This is a genomic window from Paenibacillus lutrae (genome assembly GCF_009757775.1).
Classification (GTDB): Bacteria; Bacillota; Bacilli; order Paenibacillales; family NBRC-103111; genus Paenibacillus_F; species Paenibacillus_F lutrae.
In genome coordinates this window covers 767,324-785,784 of the sequence record NZ_RHLK01000002.1, presented here as the reverse complement: position 1 = coordinate 785,784, position 18,461 = coordinate 767,324, and the positions used below count along the sequence as shown (strand labels likewise).

General features: G+C 54.4%; 7 protein-coding genes. 5 read left to right on the top strand and 2 right to left on the bottom strand.

The features are described from left to right. The first annotated feature begins 478 nt into the window (after positions 1-478). Entirely contained in the window at positions 479-1,831 is a 1,353-nt protein-coding gene (locus EDM21_RS05740) for an arsenic transporter (RefSeq protein ID WP_157333887.1), read from the top strand. Positions 1,832-1,980: 149 nt separating this feature from the next. Here EDM21_RS05740 and trmL read toward each other — a convergent pair whose 3' ends face one another. Then, complete coding sequence (trmL, locus tag EDM21_RS05735; RefSeq protein WP_157333666.1) at positions 1,981-2,445, bottom strand: tRNA (uridine(34)/cytosine(34)/5-carboxymethylaminomethyluridine(34)-2'-O)-methyltransferase TrmL; 465 nt, start codon at positions 2,443-2,445, stop codon at positions 1,981-1,983. Between the two features lie 147 nt (positions 2,446-2,592). Here trmL and EDM21_RS05730 point away from each other — a divergent pair, with 147 nt between their 5' ends. Further along, a complete protein-coding gene (locus EDM21_RS05730) occupies positions 2,593-3,306 on the top strand; it encodes a response regulator transcription factor (RefSeq protein WP_157333664.1) in 714 nt (237 codons plus the stop codon). Positions 3,307-3,526: 220 nt separating this feature from the next. Here EDM21_RS05730 and serC read toward each other — a convergent pair whose 3' ends face one another. Next, positions 3,527-4,615 (bottom strand): 3-phosphoserine/phosphohydroxythreonine transaminase, encoded by a 1,089-nt coding sequence (serC, locus tag EDM21_RS05725; RefSeq protein WP_157333661.1) that lies wholly within the window; start codon positions 4,613-4,615, stop codon positions 3,527-3,529. A gap of 278 nt (positions 4,616-4,893) precedes the next feature. On the opposite strand from serC, the gene EDM21_RS05720 reads away from it, so the two are divergent. From EDM21_RS05720 to EDM21_RS05710, 3 genes are all read left to right on the top strand, one after another. Then, positions 4,894-5,349 (top strand): GNAT family N-acetyltransferase, encoded by a 456-nt coding sequence (locus EDM21_RS05720; RefSeq protein WP_157333660.1) that lies wholly within the window; start codon positions 4,894-4,896, stop codon positions 5,347-5,349. A gap of 53 nt (positions 5,350-5,402) precedes the next feature. Beyond that, entirely contained in the window at positions 5,403-6,080 is a 678-nt protein-coding gene (thpR, locus tag EDM21_RS05715) for an RNA 2',3'-cyclic phosphodiesterase (RefSeq protein ID WP_235918040.1), read from the top strand. Positions 6,081-6,481: 401 nt separating this feature from the next. Continuing rightward, positions 6,482-18,316, top strand: coding sequence for a beta strand repeat-containing protein (locus tag EDM21_RS05710; protein ID WP_157333658.1), 11,835 nt, complete (start codon positions 6,482-6,484; stop codon positions 18,314-18,316). Positions 18,317-18,461 lie beyond the last annotated feature (145 nt).

Genomic DNA, 18,461 nt, shown 5'->3' with positions numbered 1-18,461 from the left:
AAAATCTGATAACAAAATTTCCAGTTTTTTAATTAACCATTGGTAAGTCCTTTGTTTAACCTGATTCTCAGGTCATAACCCGGCTTCGCAAATATCCCAGGCACACGCTCATTTCGAGCCCTTCATAAGTAGAACTTCAGACCCGCTCCAGACTAGACGAATTTCCCATGCCGGGAATGTCACATTTCAAAGGATCTAGGTCCTTTCCGGGACAAAGGGACATACCCCCATCTGAATATATAGGTACCTTGCCTGGGATGCTTCCTATCATTCGTAGCCATATATCAATCCTAGCAACCCGTTGAATCTCATAGAAATTAGGAGTTCGCTTAGTTCACTGCCGAGTAAAATCACATACCATACATTACAACTAAATCTAGCAGACAAATATAAAGGAGGTGATAGAATCCACCCGGTGTCTTCGTTTGAATTCTATAACGGTTAGGCGAATTCGTTTAGTTGGGAAGGAGGTGAGATGATGAACGAGTACTTGATGCCGATCACAATTCTAATATTTCTCGGTACACTGTCTTTCATCTTCTGGCGCCCACAGGTCAATGAAGCCATACCGGCGTCGGTAGGTGCAGTGCTTGTCCTCCTGAGCGGCAGTGTATCCTTATCGGATTTGATCATCATTACAGAGACGATAGGGGGCGCGGCCGTTACCATTATTGCTACGATTGTTATGGCCATCGTCCTCGAAAGCTTCGGTTTCTTCCACTGGGCGGCCGAGAAGCTGTCAGAAAAAGCGGGCGGCTCGGGAATCCGGTTATTCTGGTATACGAACCTGTTTTGTTTTCTTATGACCCTGTTCGTCAACAACGACGGCAGTATTCTTATCACGACCCCGATCCTTCTCATGCTGCTTCACCACATGAAACTTAAAAATCACCAAAAAATCCCCTACCTGCTGTCGGGAGCCTTAATCGCAACGGCGTCCAGCGCCCCGATCGGAGTGAGCAATATTGTGAATCTGATTGCATTAAAAATGGTAAATATGGACCTCTACATGCATACGGCAATGATGTTCATTCCCGCTTCAGCAGGACTGCTTCTCCTGGCTTTGCTCCTGTTTGCCTACTTTTTCAATCAGATTCCGCGTACAATTTCTAAGCTTAAGCCGGGACAATGGAGTTATCCCCCTACACCCGGCAATCATCCGCTCAAAACCGTGCCGGTGCCGGTCATTCCTGAGAATCGCCCGAAATTTATGCGCAACATTCTCCTCTTTGTACTCGCTGTCCGGCTTTCCCTCTTCGCCGCTTCCTACGTACACTTCCCCGTTCCGCTCATGGCCGTCATCGGTTCTATGGCTCTGCTGGGCTGGCGTTGGATTTATCTCAGAATCCCTCCCACAGATATGGTTAAGAAGACACCTTGGTATATTCTCTTGTTTGCTTTCAGTATGTACGTCATTATTTATGGCCTGCACAACATCGGATTAACCCAGTGGCTGATGAAATTCATGGAACCTCTCCTAACGCAAGGCTACCTGCTTGCAAGTATCGCGATGGGGTCACTACTTACCGTTCTCTCCAATCTGTTCAACAACCACCCTGCCTTAATGATTGGAACCTTGACTCTAACCAACATGAATCTCGATCCCATGACACTGAAAATCTCTTATTTGTCCAGTGTAATCGGCAGTGACTTAGGCTCCTTGCTTCTGCCTATAGGCACTCTCGCAACTTTAATCTGGCTTCATATGATCAAACAAGGCAATGTCCGGATCACCTGGGGCCAGTATATGAAAGTAACGTTTACCGTTATCCCGGTCACTCTATTCTTTACGCTGATTGTGCTCGGTTACTGGGTATCCTGGCTCTATTAGAAAAAACGACCTTCCTAAGAAGGCCGTTTTCACAGAGATAAGATGATTCGCACAGCACAATTTATGTGAAGGCACGTCAAAACGTTTGGGTATTTTTTAGCTGCACCGCAAAAGGGGCTCAGGCCTCTTTTTCTTGTGTATCCGAGCAATTAAGATAAACCGGGGAAGCCGTTCTGACGAAGCGCCTCGAACAACACGATAGCTGCCGAGTTCGATAAATTCAGCGAGCGTACCGCATCCGTCATCGGCATACGCATGGTCTGCCCGGGATTTGCCTCAAGCAGCTCTGCAGGAAGTCCCTTGGTTTCTTTCCCGAACACGAGAAAATCCCCATCCCGGAATTCAATGTCTGAATAACGTCTGTCCGTCTTGGTTGTGGAATAAAAAAACCGGTGACCCGCATACTTCTCCTGGACCTCAGCAAAAGAATCGTGGTATTCAAGTTTGACGGAATGCCAATAATCCAGCCCGGCCCGTTTCAGTGTCCGGTCATCGGTAGAGAAGCCCAGCGGGCGAACCAGATGCAGATACGTCCCTGTCGCCGCACAGGTGCGGGAAATATTGCCGGTATTGGCCGGTATTTCGGGTTCAACTAACACAATATGAAAAGCCATTCTTGCACGTTCACCTCTTTCTTTAAAGTATTATACCACTTTGGATGCGAGCCGCAATTTTTACATACGTTTTACTTCATCTTAATATGTCCGTGATACTACCCGGCGATAATGAGGATAATAACCGAACCCAAAGGAGACCGATTCATGAAGAAAAAAGTGCTGATCGTCGATGACGAACCTTCGATCTCCATGCTGATCGAGTTCAATCTGAAGCTCGTCGGCTTCGAAGTTCATTGTGTCTATGATGGCGAGGCGGTGTTCGAAGCAATCGGACAATTCCGTCCGGACATTATTGTCCTGGACCTGATGCTCCCTAAGATGGACGGGCTCCAGGTATGCCGCAAGCTGCGGGAGCAGAATAACCTCGTCCCGATCATTATGTTAACCGCTATGCAGGACTTATCGGACAAAATCGCCGGACTCGATAACGGGGCTGACGACTATATGACGAAACCTTTCTCGCCGCAGGAGCTGGTTTCACGCATTCAAGCCATCATCCGGCGCATTCAGACACTCCCCTCTACCGGGGATGAAGCGGTCATTACCATCGGACAGCTCAGTATCAGGCCCGAGCAGCGTGAAGTCATGCTGGCGGGAGAACAGGTTGAACTGACCCCCAAAGAATTCGAGCTTCTCGTGTTCCTGGTCAAGCACCGGGGCAAAGTTCTCAGCCGCCAACAGCTGCTGCACGGCGTCTGGGATTATCACTTCCTCGGCGACACACGAATCGTCGATGTCCATATCTCGCACCTGCGGGATAAAATCGAAAACAACGCCCGGACCCCCGCCTATATCCTCACCATACGCAATGTCGGTTACAAATTAACGGAGCCGGTTGTAAAAGAAAGCCTCGCCTGAATACAGCCTGCATAACACCCCAGAGGTAAAGCTTTAACCGCAGTATCTCTGGGGGACCTCCCTAACTTGCCCCCTTCCACTCGTAGGCGCTCCCTCTGCCAAGAGTAATCGCCAGGTACGGTCCCCTACCTCTTCGGTGGGATGTCTTTCATCCCTATTTCCGCCAATAGAAAAGGACCCTCCAGGGGGTCCTTTCTTCACTATTCTAGAACGGTTGCCGTTACCCGTTGCGCTTACTGAAATCATTCATGAAATCAGCCAGTGCTTTACACGATTCGTAAGGCACAGCATTATAAGTGGAAGCTCTCAATCCGCCTACGCTGCGGTGGCCTTTGAGTCCGACAAAGCCTTGCTGTTCGGATTCTTTGGCAAACTGCTTCTCCAGCTCTTCTGTCTGCAGACGGAACGTAATGTTCATAATCGAACGACTGTCAACATCTACACAGCCTTTGTAGAATCCGGCACTGTTATCAATTGTGTCGTAAATAAGCGAAGTCTTATCCCGGTTGATCTTCGACAAGACATCCAGCCCACCTTGACGTTTGATCCATTGAAGAACGAGATTGATCATGTAGATCGAATAGGAAGGAGGCGTGTTGTACAGCGAATCGTTCTTCACGTGCGTATCGTAGCGAAGCATCGTCGGCACGCTCTGATTCGCTTTCTCCAGCATGTCCTCACGGACGATCACGACCGTCACGCCTGAAGGTCCCAGATTCTTCTGAGCGCCTGCATAAATCATGCCGAACTTGGACACATCGACTTGACGGCTCAGGATGTCACTGGACATATCCGCGATCAGCGGAATGTTTCCTGTGTCCGGGTAGCTCTGAAGCTGCGAGCCTTCAATCGTTTCATTCGAAGTGACATGGAGATACGCTGTATTTTCCGGCAGAGACAAGTTGCTAAGATCCGGCATACGCATGTATTTCTGTTCTTTGGAGCTGGCCGCAATAACCGTTTCTCCAAAGAGCTTGGCTTCTTTGATCGCTTTGTCCGCCCAAGCGCCGCTGAGAGAGTACGCGCCTACACTGCCGGGCTGTAGAAAATTCATGGGAACCATAGCGAACTGCGTGCTGGCTCCGCCTGTAAGAAACAGTACTTTGTAGCCTTGCGGAATATTGAATAATTCCTTGAGCAGATTCTGCGTCTCCTGGTGAACTTGCTCATACTGTGCGCTTCGGTGCGAAATTTCCATAATCGACATCCCGATACCGCGGAAATCGACAAATTCCTGCTGAGCTTGCTCCAATACCTCCAGCGGCAGTGCCGCAGGGCCGGCATTAAAATTGTAAGCACGGTTTCCCATTGTCTCCCCACACCCTCTTGCTTCATTTGTTTTATCGCTATGATAGCAGTATTCTCCATAGCCATCAAGTGAAACTTCCATGAATACGGCCGCTTTGCACCTGCTCGCCCCCGATTTATGGACTCTTTAAAGAACAGACCGGAATGATTTTTTCTCTTTTTCATCGACAAAAAAACTCCAAGATCAAATCAAATGAAAGTTTCAAGTCTTGAACCTTTTCCCCGGCGTGGTTTAATGAAGAGACAGACTAGATTGATTGCAAGGAGCGTAGATCCCGTATGATAACCATTTTAGATGTACAGCAGGAAGAAACGGCCCGCATGATGCTGAGCGTTCAGATCCCCTCGTATCAGATAGAGGCTGACCTGATCGGATTCCAAGGAATCCCGCAGCTGAGAGATACCGTGGAGAAATTACAAGAATCCGGTGAAAATTTTGTCGGCTTCTGGGAGGAGGATGAGCTTGCGGCGTTTATTTCTTATACGGAAGACAGCGGGGAAGTGGATATTTGCAGGCTTGTTGTGCATCCCCGTCATTTCCGCAAAGGGATTGCCCGCAAGCTTGCCTTGCATGTTCTGCTGAAGATTGCACAAGGACGAAAAACCGTTGTAAGTACCGGTACTCTTAATACGCCCGCCTTAAGCTTGTACAAGTCACTCGGATTTGTGGAAGTCAGGGAAATCGAGGTCGCTCCGGGTGTGTCGATTACGGTGCTGGAAATCCCGGCCGCATAGATGCCTGCATTCCTGCAGCCGTTCACAAGCATAGGAACCTGTGAAGCAGCTTGTTGAGCCTTCCTATTATTCACGGAACGTGCTGCACTTCTGTATGCTTCTTCTATAACTTGTCTACATTAACGATATCCGTTCCAACAAGGAGAATACGATACATGACCAGCCCTTCCGAAGACCGTCTATTCATCGCAGTCCCGCTTGCCGAGTCAGCGAAGCAGCTTGTTAGCGGCTGGCGCCAGGAGCTGGAATCGTCCGGCTTAAGGTTCCAGAAGTGGCTTCATTCCGCCGATTACCACATTACGCTCAAGTTCATCGGCAACACTCCGGCGTCCACGCTGCCGGAGCTGGCACCTCTGCTCGCTGCGGCGGCGAGCAGCCATCCCCCGCTGCGCCTGAGCGCGGCGGGCACAGGGACCTTCGGCCCAAAGGATGCCCCGAGCATCCTCTGGGCCGGAGTGCAGGGCGATCTGGACGCCCTGCAAGCCCTGCAGCGTGATGTGGAGGCGGCCTGCGCGTCCCTCGGCTTCGAGCCGGAGGACCGGCCGTACCGGCCGCACATCACGCTGGCCCGCCGATATAGCGGCGGGCTGCATTGGACGCGGGAGCTGCTTCCCGCGCCGGGGGATCTGCCGTCCGCCTCCTGGGAGGCGGACAAGATCGCGGTGTACCGGACCCATATGGGCCGGTCACCGATGTATGAGCGCGCAGCGGATTTTGAGCTGCGCGGGTAGACGCATTGGACCCGCCTCGGGAAGATTGAGGCGGGTCCAATGCTTTATGGTGCGCATCAGGGAATATAGGCATAAAGGAAAAGGAATAAGAGAATAAGAGAATAAATAACGGTTATTCCGAATTCACAATTCATGATACGCCAACCGCATTCCTTGCTTTAACGTAATTGCAACATCCCTTGCTCCTAAATAGACCTTCCCTTATGCAAATTTAATTGCATTTACTTACAATTATCCCGGTTTACCAAACTTCTTTTTACCCTCCTCCCATGCCCGTCCCTCTGAACTTCCTTCATTTTCTTAGCTTATCCATTGGAATGTTCACTCCGCATGCACATACACTTAGAAAAATTCCAGCCGTATTTGTTTTCCATTTTTTATCTGACGGAGGAAACAATGAAATGGCCTTTCTTCAGCGTTATGCCACCAATCGGACGGGTGCGATTACCTTCACGGGCAATACACTCGGACTGAGCCGCTCCGATACGGCAGGCGTGCCGGGGACGATCGACAGTATCGGAGCGTACATTACAACGAATACAGCGACTCAGTTCGGCTCTTATCCTGCCGGTACGACCAGCCTGTTCACATCAAACAGTTCTTCTGCCGTGCTCAATCTGCCGGCCGGAAGCACTGTTCTTTATGCAGAACTGATCTGGGGCGGAACCTACGTCGATTTAACCGTCGATAACTCAGCCTTTATCAACAACCCGATCACGTTGACGACCCCTGCCGGCACCTCCAGTGTTACGCAGGACCCCTTAACCGTCTATAACGTCGTGCTTACCACAAATACGGTTCTGGCCTATGTCCGTACCGCTAATGTGACCTCTCTCGTCGCTGCCGGAGGAGCAGGCACCTACACAGCCAGAGGAATTGTAGGAACCTTGACCGTCCCTGACCCGACCTCCAATCATGCCGGATGGACGCTGGCTGTGGTGTACGAGAATCCCGCTCTGCCCTTCCGTAATTTGTCGTTTAATGTGGGCGCCGAGCTTGTCCAGTCGACTTCCGGTCCGGTTAACGTCGTAATTTCCGGGTTTGCCACCCCCGCCCAAGGTACGCTTAGAGGGCGAGCACTGATTAGCGCTCAGGAAGGAGACGCGAACCGGACGGGCGACCAGGCTCTATTCGGCCCTTCTAACTCTACCTTGCAGGCGCTGTCGGGACCCAATAATTTTGCGGCCAACTTCTTCGCGTCCCAAATCAATAAGGACGACGGAACGCTGGATACCAGCGGAACTTTCGGGACGCGCAATGCCATCAACGGCGCCCCCGGAACGCTAATCAGTGCAGGCAGGCAGGGCTGGGATATTACGAACGTCGACATTTCCGCCACCCTGCGCAACTCCCAGACGACGGGAATACTTCGCCTGACGACTTCCGGGGATGCCTATCTCGTCAATGCGAACGCTATCCAGATCGATATTAATGCCCCGCTTGTAACGGTGACCAAAACAGCCAATGTGACAGGGGCCATCGTGGGAGATCCGATTACTTTCACGGTCGCCGTTCAGAATACCGGGCTGGTGGATGCAGGAAGCACCGTTTTCACGGATGCCATCCCGGCAGGAACGACACTCGTTGCAAACAGCGTGACCGTGAACGGCACCGTCCGTACAGGAGCCGATCCGTCTACCGGCATCCTGCTGGGGACAGTCGGCGCCGGGAGCACGACAACCGTCGTCTTCCGGGTGACGGTTACGTCGCTTCCGTCACCTGCTCAGATTTCAAACCTGGCAACGGCAAGCTTCTCCTTCCAAAGTGTTCCCGGCGGTCCTGTCATTTCCGGAAGTGTGCCGTCCAACACCGTCACGATCCCGGTGTACCGGCCAGTGATCAGTCTTGCCAAATCCGCAAGCACAAGCTCGGCTACCATCGGGGACACCGTCACGTATACCGTCACCCTGACGAATTCCGGCAGCATCCGCGCAGCCGCTGCTTTTAGCGATGCGATTCCGGCGGGTTCTTCTTTCGTAGCCGGAAGCGTAACAGTCAGGGGAGTGTCGCAGCCGGCCGCCAATCCTACCGCCGGATTCTCTATCGGCAATCTAGATGCCGGCGGCGGCTCTGCCATCGTGACGTTCCAAACGGTGGTAAACGCCATTCCCTCAGGCGGAAGGCTCCTTAATCAGGCGGCGGCGAGCTATACGTATACGCCGCCTGACGGGCGTACGCTGTCCGGTTCGGCTGCTTCGAATACGACTTCAATTCCGGTATCCGCTCCCAATGTAACGGTAACCAAGACTGCCAGCTCCACAGATGCTGTTGTCGGGGATACGGTCACCTACACGATAACAGCCGTGAATAACGGTATAGCAGCCGTTACCAGTGTTGTCGTAACGGACCCGATTCCGGCGGGTTCGGTACTGGCAGCCGGGAGCGTAACCGTCAACGGCATCGCCGTACCGGCCGCGAGCCCCGCCAACGGGGTCCCTGTCGGCACGATTGCAGCCGGAGCTTCCGCCGTCGTCACGTTCAGCGTTAACGTCACAAGTCTGCCGTCGCCCGCACAGCTCACGGATCAAGCGACCGTAAGCTTTACTTCCGGCGCATTCACCGGCTCCAGTCTCTCGGGTACGATTACTCTGCCGGTTTTTCAGCCTATTATCTCAGCCGTAAAAAGCGTGAATACACCCAGCGCAACGGTCGGTGCCGCGTTAACTTATACCGTTACAGTCCGTAACACGGGCAATATCGCCGTAAATGCAGCCGTCTCCGAGCAAATCCCGGCAGGCTCCGCTTTCCTGCCCGGTAGTGTAACCGTGAACGGAGTGAACCAGCCGGCCGCAAATCCTTCAACCGGCATACCCATAGGGGGAATAGGCGCAGGCGGAACTTCCGTCCTTACTTTCCAAACGGTCGTGAACACGGTACCCGCTTCCGGCCGGCTAACCGATCAAGCTGCGGTCTCCTATACGTACCAGCCGCCCGACGGGCGGACTTTATCCGGAAGCGCCCAGTCCAACGAAATTGTCGTAACGGTATCCGCTCCTAACGTCACTGTGGCCAAAAGCGCATCGGCCACCGCAGCCGCTGTCGGCGACACCGTTGTTTATACCCTTACGGCAACGAACAACGGCGGAGCTCCTGTAACGGGTGTCGTTATCTCAGATCCCATTCCGGCAGGAACCTCTTTAATTGCGGGGAGTGTCACCCTTAACGGTTCCGTTATAGCGAATGCCAACCCGGCAGCAGGTGTGCCAGCTGGCCCTATTGCTGCCGGGGCTTCTGCTGCACTCGTCTTCTCCGTCCGTGTCAATGAGCTGCCGGCCGCCCCTTCCACTTTAGTCAATCAAGCAGCGGTGAGCTTTACGGCAGGCACTTTTACAGGCTCATCCAGTTCCAACACAGTCACAATTCCAGTCTACCAGCCCATTCTCCAGGCTGTTAAAAGCGCCGATACTACAGCCGCCACGGTAGGTGACAGCGTCACCTATACCATCCGAATTACCAACAGCGGGAACTATAACGGCTCGGCTACCTTAACCGAAGCGATCCCTGCAGGTTCGGAATTCGCCGGCAACAGCGTGACGGTTAACGGCCTTCCTCTAGCGGGGGCCGATCCCAGGACGGGAATCACGGTAGGTACAATTTCTCCGGGCGGGGCTTCCGTCGTTACATTTGTTACGGTCGTCAACTCCGTTCCTAATCCGGCCCAATTGATCGATCAGGCAGCCATTTCATTCACCTATACGCTTCCGGACGGGCGCACGCTGGCAGGGTCAGCTCTATCCAACACATTATCTGTGCCTGTATCCGCACCTAATGTGACCGTGACCAAATCAACGCCGCTTGCGGATGCGGTGGTGGGAGACACAGTTACGTATACGATAATCGTGACCAATAACGGGATCAGCCCCGTTAACAATATTCTTCTCAACGATCCGATTCCGGCAGGCTCCGTTTTTAACCCCGGCAGCGTAACGGTCCGAGGTGCGCCCGTCCCCGGTGCCAATCCGGCTGCCGGCATCACAGTCGGCAGTCTCGGGCCGGGTGCCGCCGCCGCCGTCACCTTCTCCGTTAACGTTACCGGCCTGCCCTCGCCTCCGCAGCTGAGCAACCAGGCAACCGCCAGCTATTCGAGCGGAGCTTTCTCGGGCACGACGCACTCCGATACGCTGACTCTGCCTGTGTATCAGCCCATCATTAGTGCCGTCAAAACAGCCAGTACCACCCGCGTCACGGTCGGAGATACCGTCACCTACACCATCCTTGCAACGAACACGGGAAACCTGGCTGCGGCTCTGACCATCACGGACGCAATTCCGTCCGGTTCATCTTTTCTGAATAATAGCGTGACGGTAGGCGGTTCACCTGTTCCGGGAGCGGACCCTGCTGCCGGAATTGCAGCCGGATCGCTGGCAGCGGGCGCCTCTGTAGAAGTCACGTTTCAAACCATTGTCGCCACCCTGCCTGATCCTGCCTTCCTGACCAATCGGGCTCAAGCATCCTACAGCTACCAGCCGCCGGACGGACGTTTATTGAACGGCTCGGCTTTGTCCAATACGGTTACGCTTCCCGTCTCTTTACCGAGCGTTACTCTCCTTAAAAGCTCGCTTGCAGCGGATGCCGTTCCCGGCGATACGGTTTCGTACCGTGTCACTGTGCTAAACAGCGGTTCTTCGCCAATCACAAATGTCGTCCTTACCGATCCGATTCCGGACGGTTCCGTATTCATACCCGGATCCGTAACCGCAGGCGGCATTACGGTTCCTGGCGCGAATCCGGCCCTGGGGATCACGCTTGGAACAGTGGCGGCCGGAGAATCCTCGACGGTTACTTTTTCCGTACAAGTGACGTCTCTGCCCTCGCCTCCGCAGCTCGCTAATCAAGCTTCCCTTTCGTTTACCAGCGGCTCTTTCTCGGGCTCTGCCGCTTCGAATACCCTTGTCATTCCGGTCTATCAGCCGGTTATTACAGCCAGCAAAAGCACTAGTAGCCCTATCGGAACCATCGGCGATCTCGTAACTTATACGATTGTCCTGCAGAACAGCGGCAATATCGGTGCCTTAACAACCGTTACAGATCCGATTGCCAGCGGTTCCGCCTTTGTGCCCAACAGTGTAATTGTTAATCAAGTCCCGCTGCCCGGAGCAAGCCCAGCAGATGGTTTTGCGGGAGGCTTCCTTGCGCCCGGCGCATCAACAACCATGACATTCCAGGTGGTGATTACTTCCGTGCCAACCCCTCCCCAATTGGTCGACCAGGCAGCTGTTTCGTATACATTCCAGCCCCCTGACGGGCGTACCATTAACGGCTCGGCTTCATCGAACACGGTCGTCATTCCGGTATCGTCCCCGAATGTAACGGCCAGCAAAAGCGCAAGCCGGACAGATGCCGTGGTCGGCGACACGATTACTTACTCCATCGTGGCCACCAACAACGGCGTCGGGAATGTGACCAATGTCATCGTAACCGATGCCATTCCGGACGGAACGATCCTCGTCCCGGGGAGTGTTACCGTAAACAGCAGCCCGGTAACTTCTTCCCCGGCCGCCGGGATACCGGCCGGACTTATCGTTCCCGGCGGCGCTGCCGCCATTACGTTCCGTGTACTCGTCCAGTCACTGCCGGCCGGGCAGAATCTGGTCAACCGCGCTTCCGTCAGCTTCACGAGCGGAGCGCTGTCCTTCTCTTCCTTGTCCAATACGGTCACAATTCCGGTTTACCAGTCTATTCTGGGCTTTGCCAAAAGTGCCAGCACTTCCAATGCCACACTCGGCGATACCGTAACCTATACTCTCCAGCTCGTTAACAGCGGGAATATACCAGCCTCTGCGACCGTGACAGACCTGGTACCGGCCGGTTCTGTTTTCACACCCAACAGCGTCACGATTAACGGCGCACCTCTGGCCGGGGCCGATCCGGCGGCCGGCATACCTGTCGGTGCCGTAGCTCCAGGCTCTCCGGTTACGGTCACTTTTCAAACGGTGATTACTTCGATTCCGCCCTCCTCGCTCCTCTTGGATCAGGCAACGGCTGATTTCGAATTTACTCCGCCCGATGGACGAACGATTACCGGCACGGCTGCATCGAATCCCTTGGCCATTCCAGTCTCGGCTCCTGACGTTACGGTAACTCTCACCACTCCTTCAACGGATGCCGTTCTGGGAGATATCGTCTCGTACACCATCACGGCCGCTAACAACGGAATTGAGAATGTGACAGGAGTCCTGGCCACCGACTCCATCCCGGCAGGATCTGTATTTATTCCGGGCACTGTTCTCTTAAACGGAATTCCGCTGCCGAGCGCGGACCCTGCAACCGGAGTCCCCGTAGGCATTATTGCGCCAGGAGCCTCGGCCGTTCTTACGTTCCAGACCCGGGTTACTTCCCTGCCGTTTCCTCCGGTACTGGACAGCCGGGCTGTCGTCAGCTTTACTTCCGGCGCCTTTACCGGATCGAGCCTGTCGAATACCGTGCTCGTGCCGGTCTATCAGCCGCTACTGTCCGCTCTCAAAACCGCCGATTATTCCAACGCCACAGTCGGGGATACGGTTTCTTACTCGATCTCCATTACGAACAATGGCAATATTAACGCCAACCTGACAATTACCGATCCGTTACCGGACGGGTCCGTATTTGTTCCCAATAGCGTACTCCTGAATGCCGTGCCGCTGCCGGGGGCAGATCCGGCTGCGGGATTCTCAGGAGGAGTTCTTGCTCCAGGGGCAACCGCAACAGTCTCTTTCCAGACGGTTGTGACCGCCGTACCGCCATCTTCCCGCCTGACCGATCAAGCTTCAGTTGCCTTCAGTTTCCAGCCGCCGGACGGGCGCATTATCCAGCAATCCGTTCTATCGAACATTCTCTCCATCCCCGTCTCGGCTCCGAACGTGAATGTGACCAAGACCGCCAGCGCCGCCAATGTGGTTGTAGGCGATACGATTACGTACACCATAACCGCAACGAACAGCGGCATCGAGAATGTAACCAGCGTCGTCATTTCCGATCCTATTCCGGCCGGTTCTGCTCTCGTGCCGGGAAGCCCCACCCTTAACGGGACTGTTGTTCCACTCGGAAATCCGGCTGCCGGAATACCTGCGGGCACCATAGCTCCGGGAGCTTCGGCCGTGTTGAGTTTTCAAGTAACGGTCACCGAGCTGCCCGCTCCTCCACAATTACTGGATCAGGCAACCGTCAGCTTTACTTCCGGCGCTTTTACAGGATCATCCGTTTCATCACCGCTTCTCATTCCGGTCTACCAGCCTATTCTCTCACTCGTCAAAAGCGGCAATTCAACCCGTGTAAGCGTAGGCGATACGATCACCTATTCGATTGAAGCGGTGAATTCGGGAAATATTGCCGCCTTAACGGTGATATCGGACCTTATCCCTTCCGGGACAGCTTTCTTTGAAAATAGCGTTGCGGTAAACGGAACGGCCTTTCCCGGCTCGAATCCCGCTGCGGGCATCGTAGTCGGCACCCTCTCACCGGGAACGTCCGTACTCGTAACTTTCCAGGTTATTGTAACTTCTGTACCTGTCCCGGCATCCCTTACGAATCAGGCTGCGGCGAACTTCTCCTTCATTCCGCCCGACGGCCGCACGGTTACCGGCTCCGCTGTTTCCAACACGGTTGCGATCCCCGTCTCGGCTCCGGACGTAACGGTCGTTAAAACAGCCGATGCGCCGGATGCCTCTGTCGGCGACGTCATCACATATTCGATCACCGCCCTGAATAACGGGATCACGAACGTTACCAGCGTCATCGTAACCGATCCTATACCTGCCGGTTCCACTTTCGTTCCAGGAAGCGTCCGTCTCAATGGAACACCGCTGCCCGCCGCCAATCCGGTCAATGGAGTGCCCGCCGGTACGATAGCTCCGGGAGCCTTAGCTACAGTCTCTTTCCAGGTAACCGTTACTTCACTGCCGGCACCGCCCCAATTATCGAATCAGGCGAGGGTTAGCTTTACTTCAGGAGCCTTCTCCGGAAGCTCGTTCTCGGACACCCTTGTCCTCCCTCTCTACCAGGCGATTCTTAACCTGACCAAAAGCGCCAATTCAACGAATGCTACGATCGGGGATACGATCGTCTATACGGTCCTTGTGGAGAATACAGGAAATATTGCCGCCACTACCTCTCTCTCTGATCCGATTCCGGCAGGCTCGGATTTCGTTCCTAACAGCGTCAATATTAACGGAGTCCCCGTTCCCGGCGCCTCTCCTGCAGCGGGCATTGCACTTGGGCCCATTGCACCTGGGGCTGTTTCCGCCGTAACTTTCCAGATCGTGGCAACCTCTCTGCCCGCACCCGCTGTACTCAGCAATCAAGCAGCAGCCGCTTTTACCTTCCAGCATCCTGACGGAAGAATACTTACCGGTTCCGCGGTGTCTAATGTGGTCACGATCCCGGTCTCCGCCCCTAATGTGTCCGCAGTCAAAAGCGTAAGTGCAGCGGACGCCGTCTTCGGCGATGTCCTGACTTACACGATCGTCGCAGCGAATAACGGCATTGAGGCCATCGCCAATGTGATCGTAACCGATCCGATCCCTGAGGGAACGGCTTTCGTACCGGGAAGTGTGACCATCAACGGGGCTCCGTCGCCGGTATCTAATCCGGCATCCGGTGTCAGTGTCGGCGGGATCGCACCAGGCTCTTCGACTGCGGTTACTTTTCAAGTCAGCGTCATCTCGCTGCCTGTGCCGCCGTTTTTTGTGAATCAGGCCGCAGTCAGCTTTACTTCCGGTGTTTTCTCGGGAACCTCTTACTCCCAGCAAATCAGCATTCCCGTGTACCAGCCCTTGCTGCAGCTGGCTAAAAGCGCCAACACCGCCAATGCTACAGTCGGGGATACGCTGACCTATACCATTCAGGCCGCCAATACGGGGAATATTGCGGCCCAAGTCATACTGACCGATGCGATCCCGGCCGGTTCTGAGTTGATCGCCAACAGTGTCATCGTTAGCGGCAATCCCCTGCCGGGAGCTAATCCCGCCGCAGGCATAGATGCCGGAACCATTCAACCCGGAAGCACCGCCACCTTGGTTTTCCAGGCGCTCGTCACGTCCGTGCCGATCCCGCAGCAGCTAACGGACCAGGCATCCGCCGTATTCACCTTCCAGCCTCCGGATGGAAGGACAGTGAGCGGATCGGCCGTCTCCAATCCGGTTACGATTCCTGTATCTTCACCCAACGTGACGCTGGTAAAAGGAACTACAGCTGCCGATGCCATCATCGGAGACATCCTTACTTATTCGGTTGCGGTCACTAACAGCGGCATAGCTGCCGTGACGAATGTCGTGGTATCCGATCCGATCCCGACCGGAAGTTCCTTCGTGCCCGGCAGTGTTACCGCTTCGGGAACAAGCATTCCCGGTGCAAATCCCGCATCAGGGATCGCCATCGGAACCCTCGCTCCCGGAGCAACAACCGTTGTGACTTTCCAGGTAACGGTGCAGTCTCTGCCCGCGCCTGCCCAGCTTCTCAACCAGGCAAACGCCGCATTTACAAGCGGACCTTTTACGTTCACTTCCGCTTCGAATACGGTCGCGGTTCCCGTCTATCAGCCCGTCTTGGTTCTGACCAAAACAGGCAGTTCTGACAACGCGACAGTCGGAGATGTCATCACGTATACCATCACGGTGAACAACTCGGGCAACCTGTCAGCAAGCACCATCGTGACGGATCCGATTCCGCCGGGTTCCGCTTTCCTTGCGAATAGTGTAGCGCTTGGCGGCATCCCCGTTCCCGGGGCGGATCCCGTGACAGGCGTTGCAACAGGCCCTATTGCACCCGGTACTTCGGCGGTCGTCACCTTCCAGGTACTCGTCACTTCCGTCCCGGCTCCACCGCTGCTGCTGGATACGGCAGATGCCGCATTCACCTTTGTGACTCCCGGCGGCCGAACAGGGTCAGGAGCGAACTTCTCTAATACAGTTGCTGTGGCTGTGTCGGATGTTCCTGTAACGGCTGTCAAACAGGCCAGCTTAACGAGTGCCGTTATAAATGACATCATCGTGTATACCGTAGAGATTACCAATAACGATTCGGAAGCCATTCAGGAAGTTGTTCTGACCGATGAGCTTGAGCCGGAAGCCGTATTTATACCGGGAAGTGTGCTCATAAACGGAGCTGATGTTCCGGAAGCCAACCCCGTTTCAGGCATCCCGGTTGGAACGCTGGAACCCGGTGAATCTGTGCTAATCTCATTTAGCGCTGCAATAGCGGCGCTGCCCGCACCTCCTGTTCTGACGAACAGCGCTGCCGTCTCCTTTACCAGCGGAACGGTCCCGGGCACGATTTTCTCGAATACGGTCGGAATTCCGGTTCTCCAGCCAATCATCACGCTTGATAAACAAGGGAGCACCTCCAGCATTTCGTTTGGCGAGCAGGTAACCTATACCTTAACCGCAAGCAACAGCGGCTCAACCGGCGCTTTTGTCACCGTAACCGATGAGCTGCCTGAAGGCTCTACATTCATTGCCGGCAGCGTTACGGTCAACGGGACCGCCATACCCGGCTTAAATCCGGCTGCAGGAATAACAGTGGGCACCCTGACACCCGGATCTTCCACTATTATCTCTTTCCAGACCACCGTTTCAGGCGATCCTGCTGACGGAACGATTACCAATCAGGCTTCGGCGGCCTATGCCTTCCAGACGCCGGACGGGCGGACGCATGGAGGCGCAGCCGTCTCGGATCCCGTAATCATTCCGGTTACCGACCACTCCGTATCCGCCGTGAAAGTCAGCACCGCTTCGGCGGCTGCCCTTGGCGACAGCGTGCCTTACGGTATCACGCTGACCAATTCCGGACAGTCTGCGGCCACTTCCGTTACGATCCGCGATCTGCTGCCGGACGGCACAAGCTTCGCGGCAGGAAGTGTGACCATTAACGGGATACCTGCACCTGATCTCCATCCGCAAAGCGGGATTACACTCGGCGAGGTTCCGGCTCAACGTTCCGTTCAAGTGGGCTACACGCTCACAATCACCGCTGTACCTGCGTCCGGATCTGTCGTAAATACGGCGGAAGCCAGTTTCGTATATGCAGAGAGTCCGTACACAATTGCATCCAATACGGTTACGGTTCCCGTATACGCCTTTGGAGTCGAAGTATCCAAACGAACCGATATATCACTGGCAACAGTGGGCAGCATCATCCCGTATACCGTTTCCATCATCAACAGGGGCACCGTTATTGCCGAGTCTCTTCTTCTCCGAGATGTCCTTCCTGCCGGAACTGAGCTGCAGCCAGACAGCCTGCGGGTGAACGGCAGCCTGAATCCGGCGGCAGATTTGGCGCAAGGCGTACTCCTGCCGCCGCTGAATCCGGAAGCATCGGCCAGTGTCACCTATTCCCTCGCAGTGGTGTCGCTGCCGCCATCCGGGGAAATTGAGAACCAGGCCGAAGTCTCTGGCAGCTACCGGACTCCAACCGGCGAGATCGAAACCGCAATATCTCGAAGCAACGTGTCCCTGCTGCAAACATTGGCACCTGTACTGAGTGCCGTCAAATCAGCCGCCGCAGGTTCGTATACGGTTGGAGATACCGTGGAATATACGCTGGTGATCCGTAACAGCGGCACACTGCCAGCCGATCTTACGATCCAGGACCCGCTTCCGCCCGGAACCGCTTGGGTTCTTGACTCCTTGACAATAAACGGGGAATCGCGGACCGGTGCCAATCCGTCTTCACTCGCGCTTGGCTCTCTAGCGCCTGGCCAATCCATCTCAGCCGCATTCCGTCTGAAAATTACGGCTCTGCCACCAGGTGGCATTCTGCATAATCGTGCCGTGGTCCGCTACACGTACCGGCTTCCGAATCAGGAAACCATATATCCGGCAGCCATCGCTTCCAATGAAGTAACCCTGCCGGTCTACTCTTCTACCGTGCAAATTGATTTGCAGGTCGACAGCAGTGAAGCGGCAAGGGGAGATCAGCTCACCTTTACCGTCACGATCGTTAATACGAGCGGATTGCCCATTACCCGGGCTTTCCTGAAGGATATCCTGCCGGAGGGCTTTACCTTCTTGCCTGGCAGTGTCCGGATCAACGGACTTCCTGTGCCGGGAGCCGATTTAATTGAAGGTTTCCTGCTTGGGGAAATTGCCGCCGGCGCTTCCATTACGATTACCTTTATCGTGCGGGTTACCGGTTCGGCCGGCTCCCTCGTGAATAATCGCGTTCTGCTCCTATTCGATGTGCTTCTACCGGACGGTAGATCGGTATCCGCTGAACAGTTATCGAATCCGGTTAACGTCAGAATCGTAACGCATGAAGAATAGCTGACTCGTTCCAGGGTCCGAAGAGATAATCTTCGGATCTTTTTTATAGGTTTAACCGGCCCGAATCAAGACATACTGAATGCCATACCTGCCTGTCATATTCCGTTCTCAAAACTTTCAGATTTGTCCCGGCCATTTTGTGATA

What these genes read in the sequence shown, in the direction of transcription:
- EDM21_RS05740 (WP_157333887.1), top strand. Translation starts at nt 479, where the DNA reads ATGAACGAGTACTTGATGCCGATCACAATTCTAATATTTCTCGGTACA.
- trmL (WP_157333666.1), bottom strand. Translation starts at nt 2,445, where the DNA reads ATGGCTTTTCATATTGTGTTAGTTGAACCCGAAATACCGGCCAATACC.
- EDM21_RS05730 (WP_157333664.1), top strand. Translation starts at nt 2,593, where the DNA reads ATGAAGAAAAAAGTGCTGATCGTCGATGACGAACCTTCGATCTCCATG.
- serC (WP_157333661.1), bottom strand. Translation starts at nt 4,615, where the DNA reads ATGGGAAACCGTGCTTACAATTTTAATGCCGGCCCTGCGGCACTGCCG.
- EDM21_RS05720 (WP_157333660.1), top strand. Translation starts at nt 4,894, where the DNA reads ATGATAACCATTTTAGATGTACAGCAGGAAGAAACGGCCCGCATGATG.
- EDM21_RS05710 (WP_157333658.1), top strand. Translation starts at nt 6,482, where the DNA reads ATGGCCTTTCTTCAGCGTTATGCCACCAATCGGACGGGTGCGATTACC.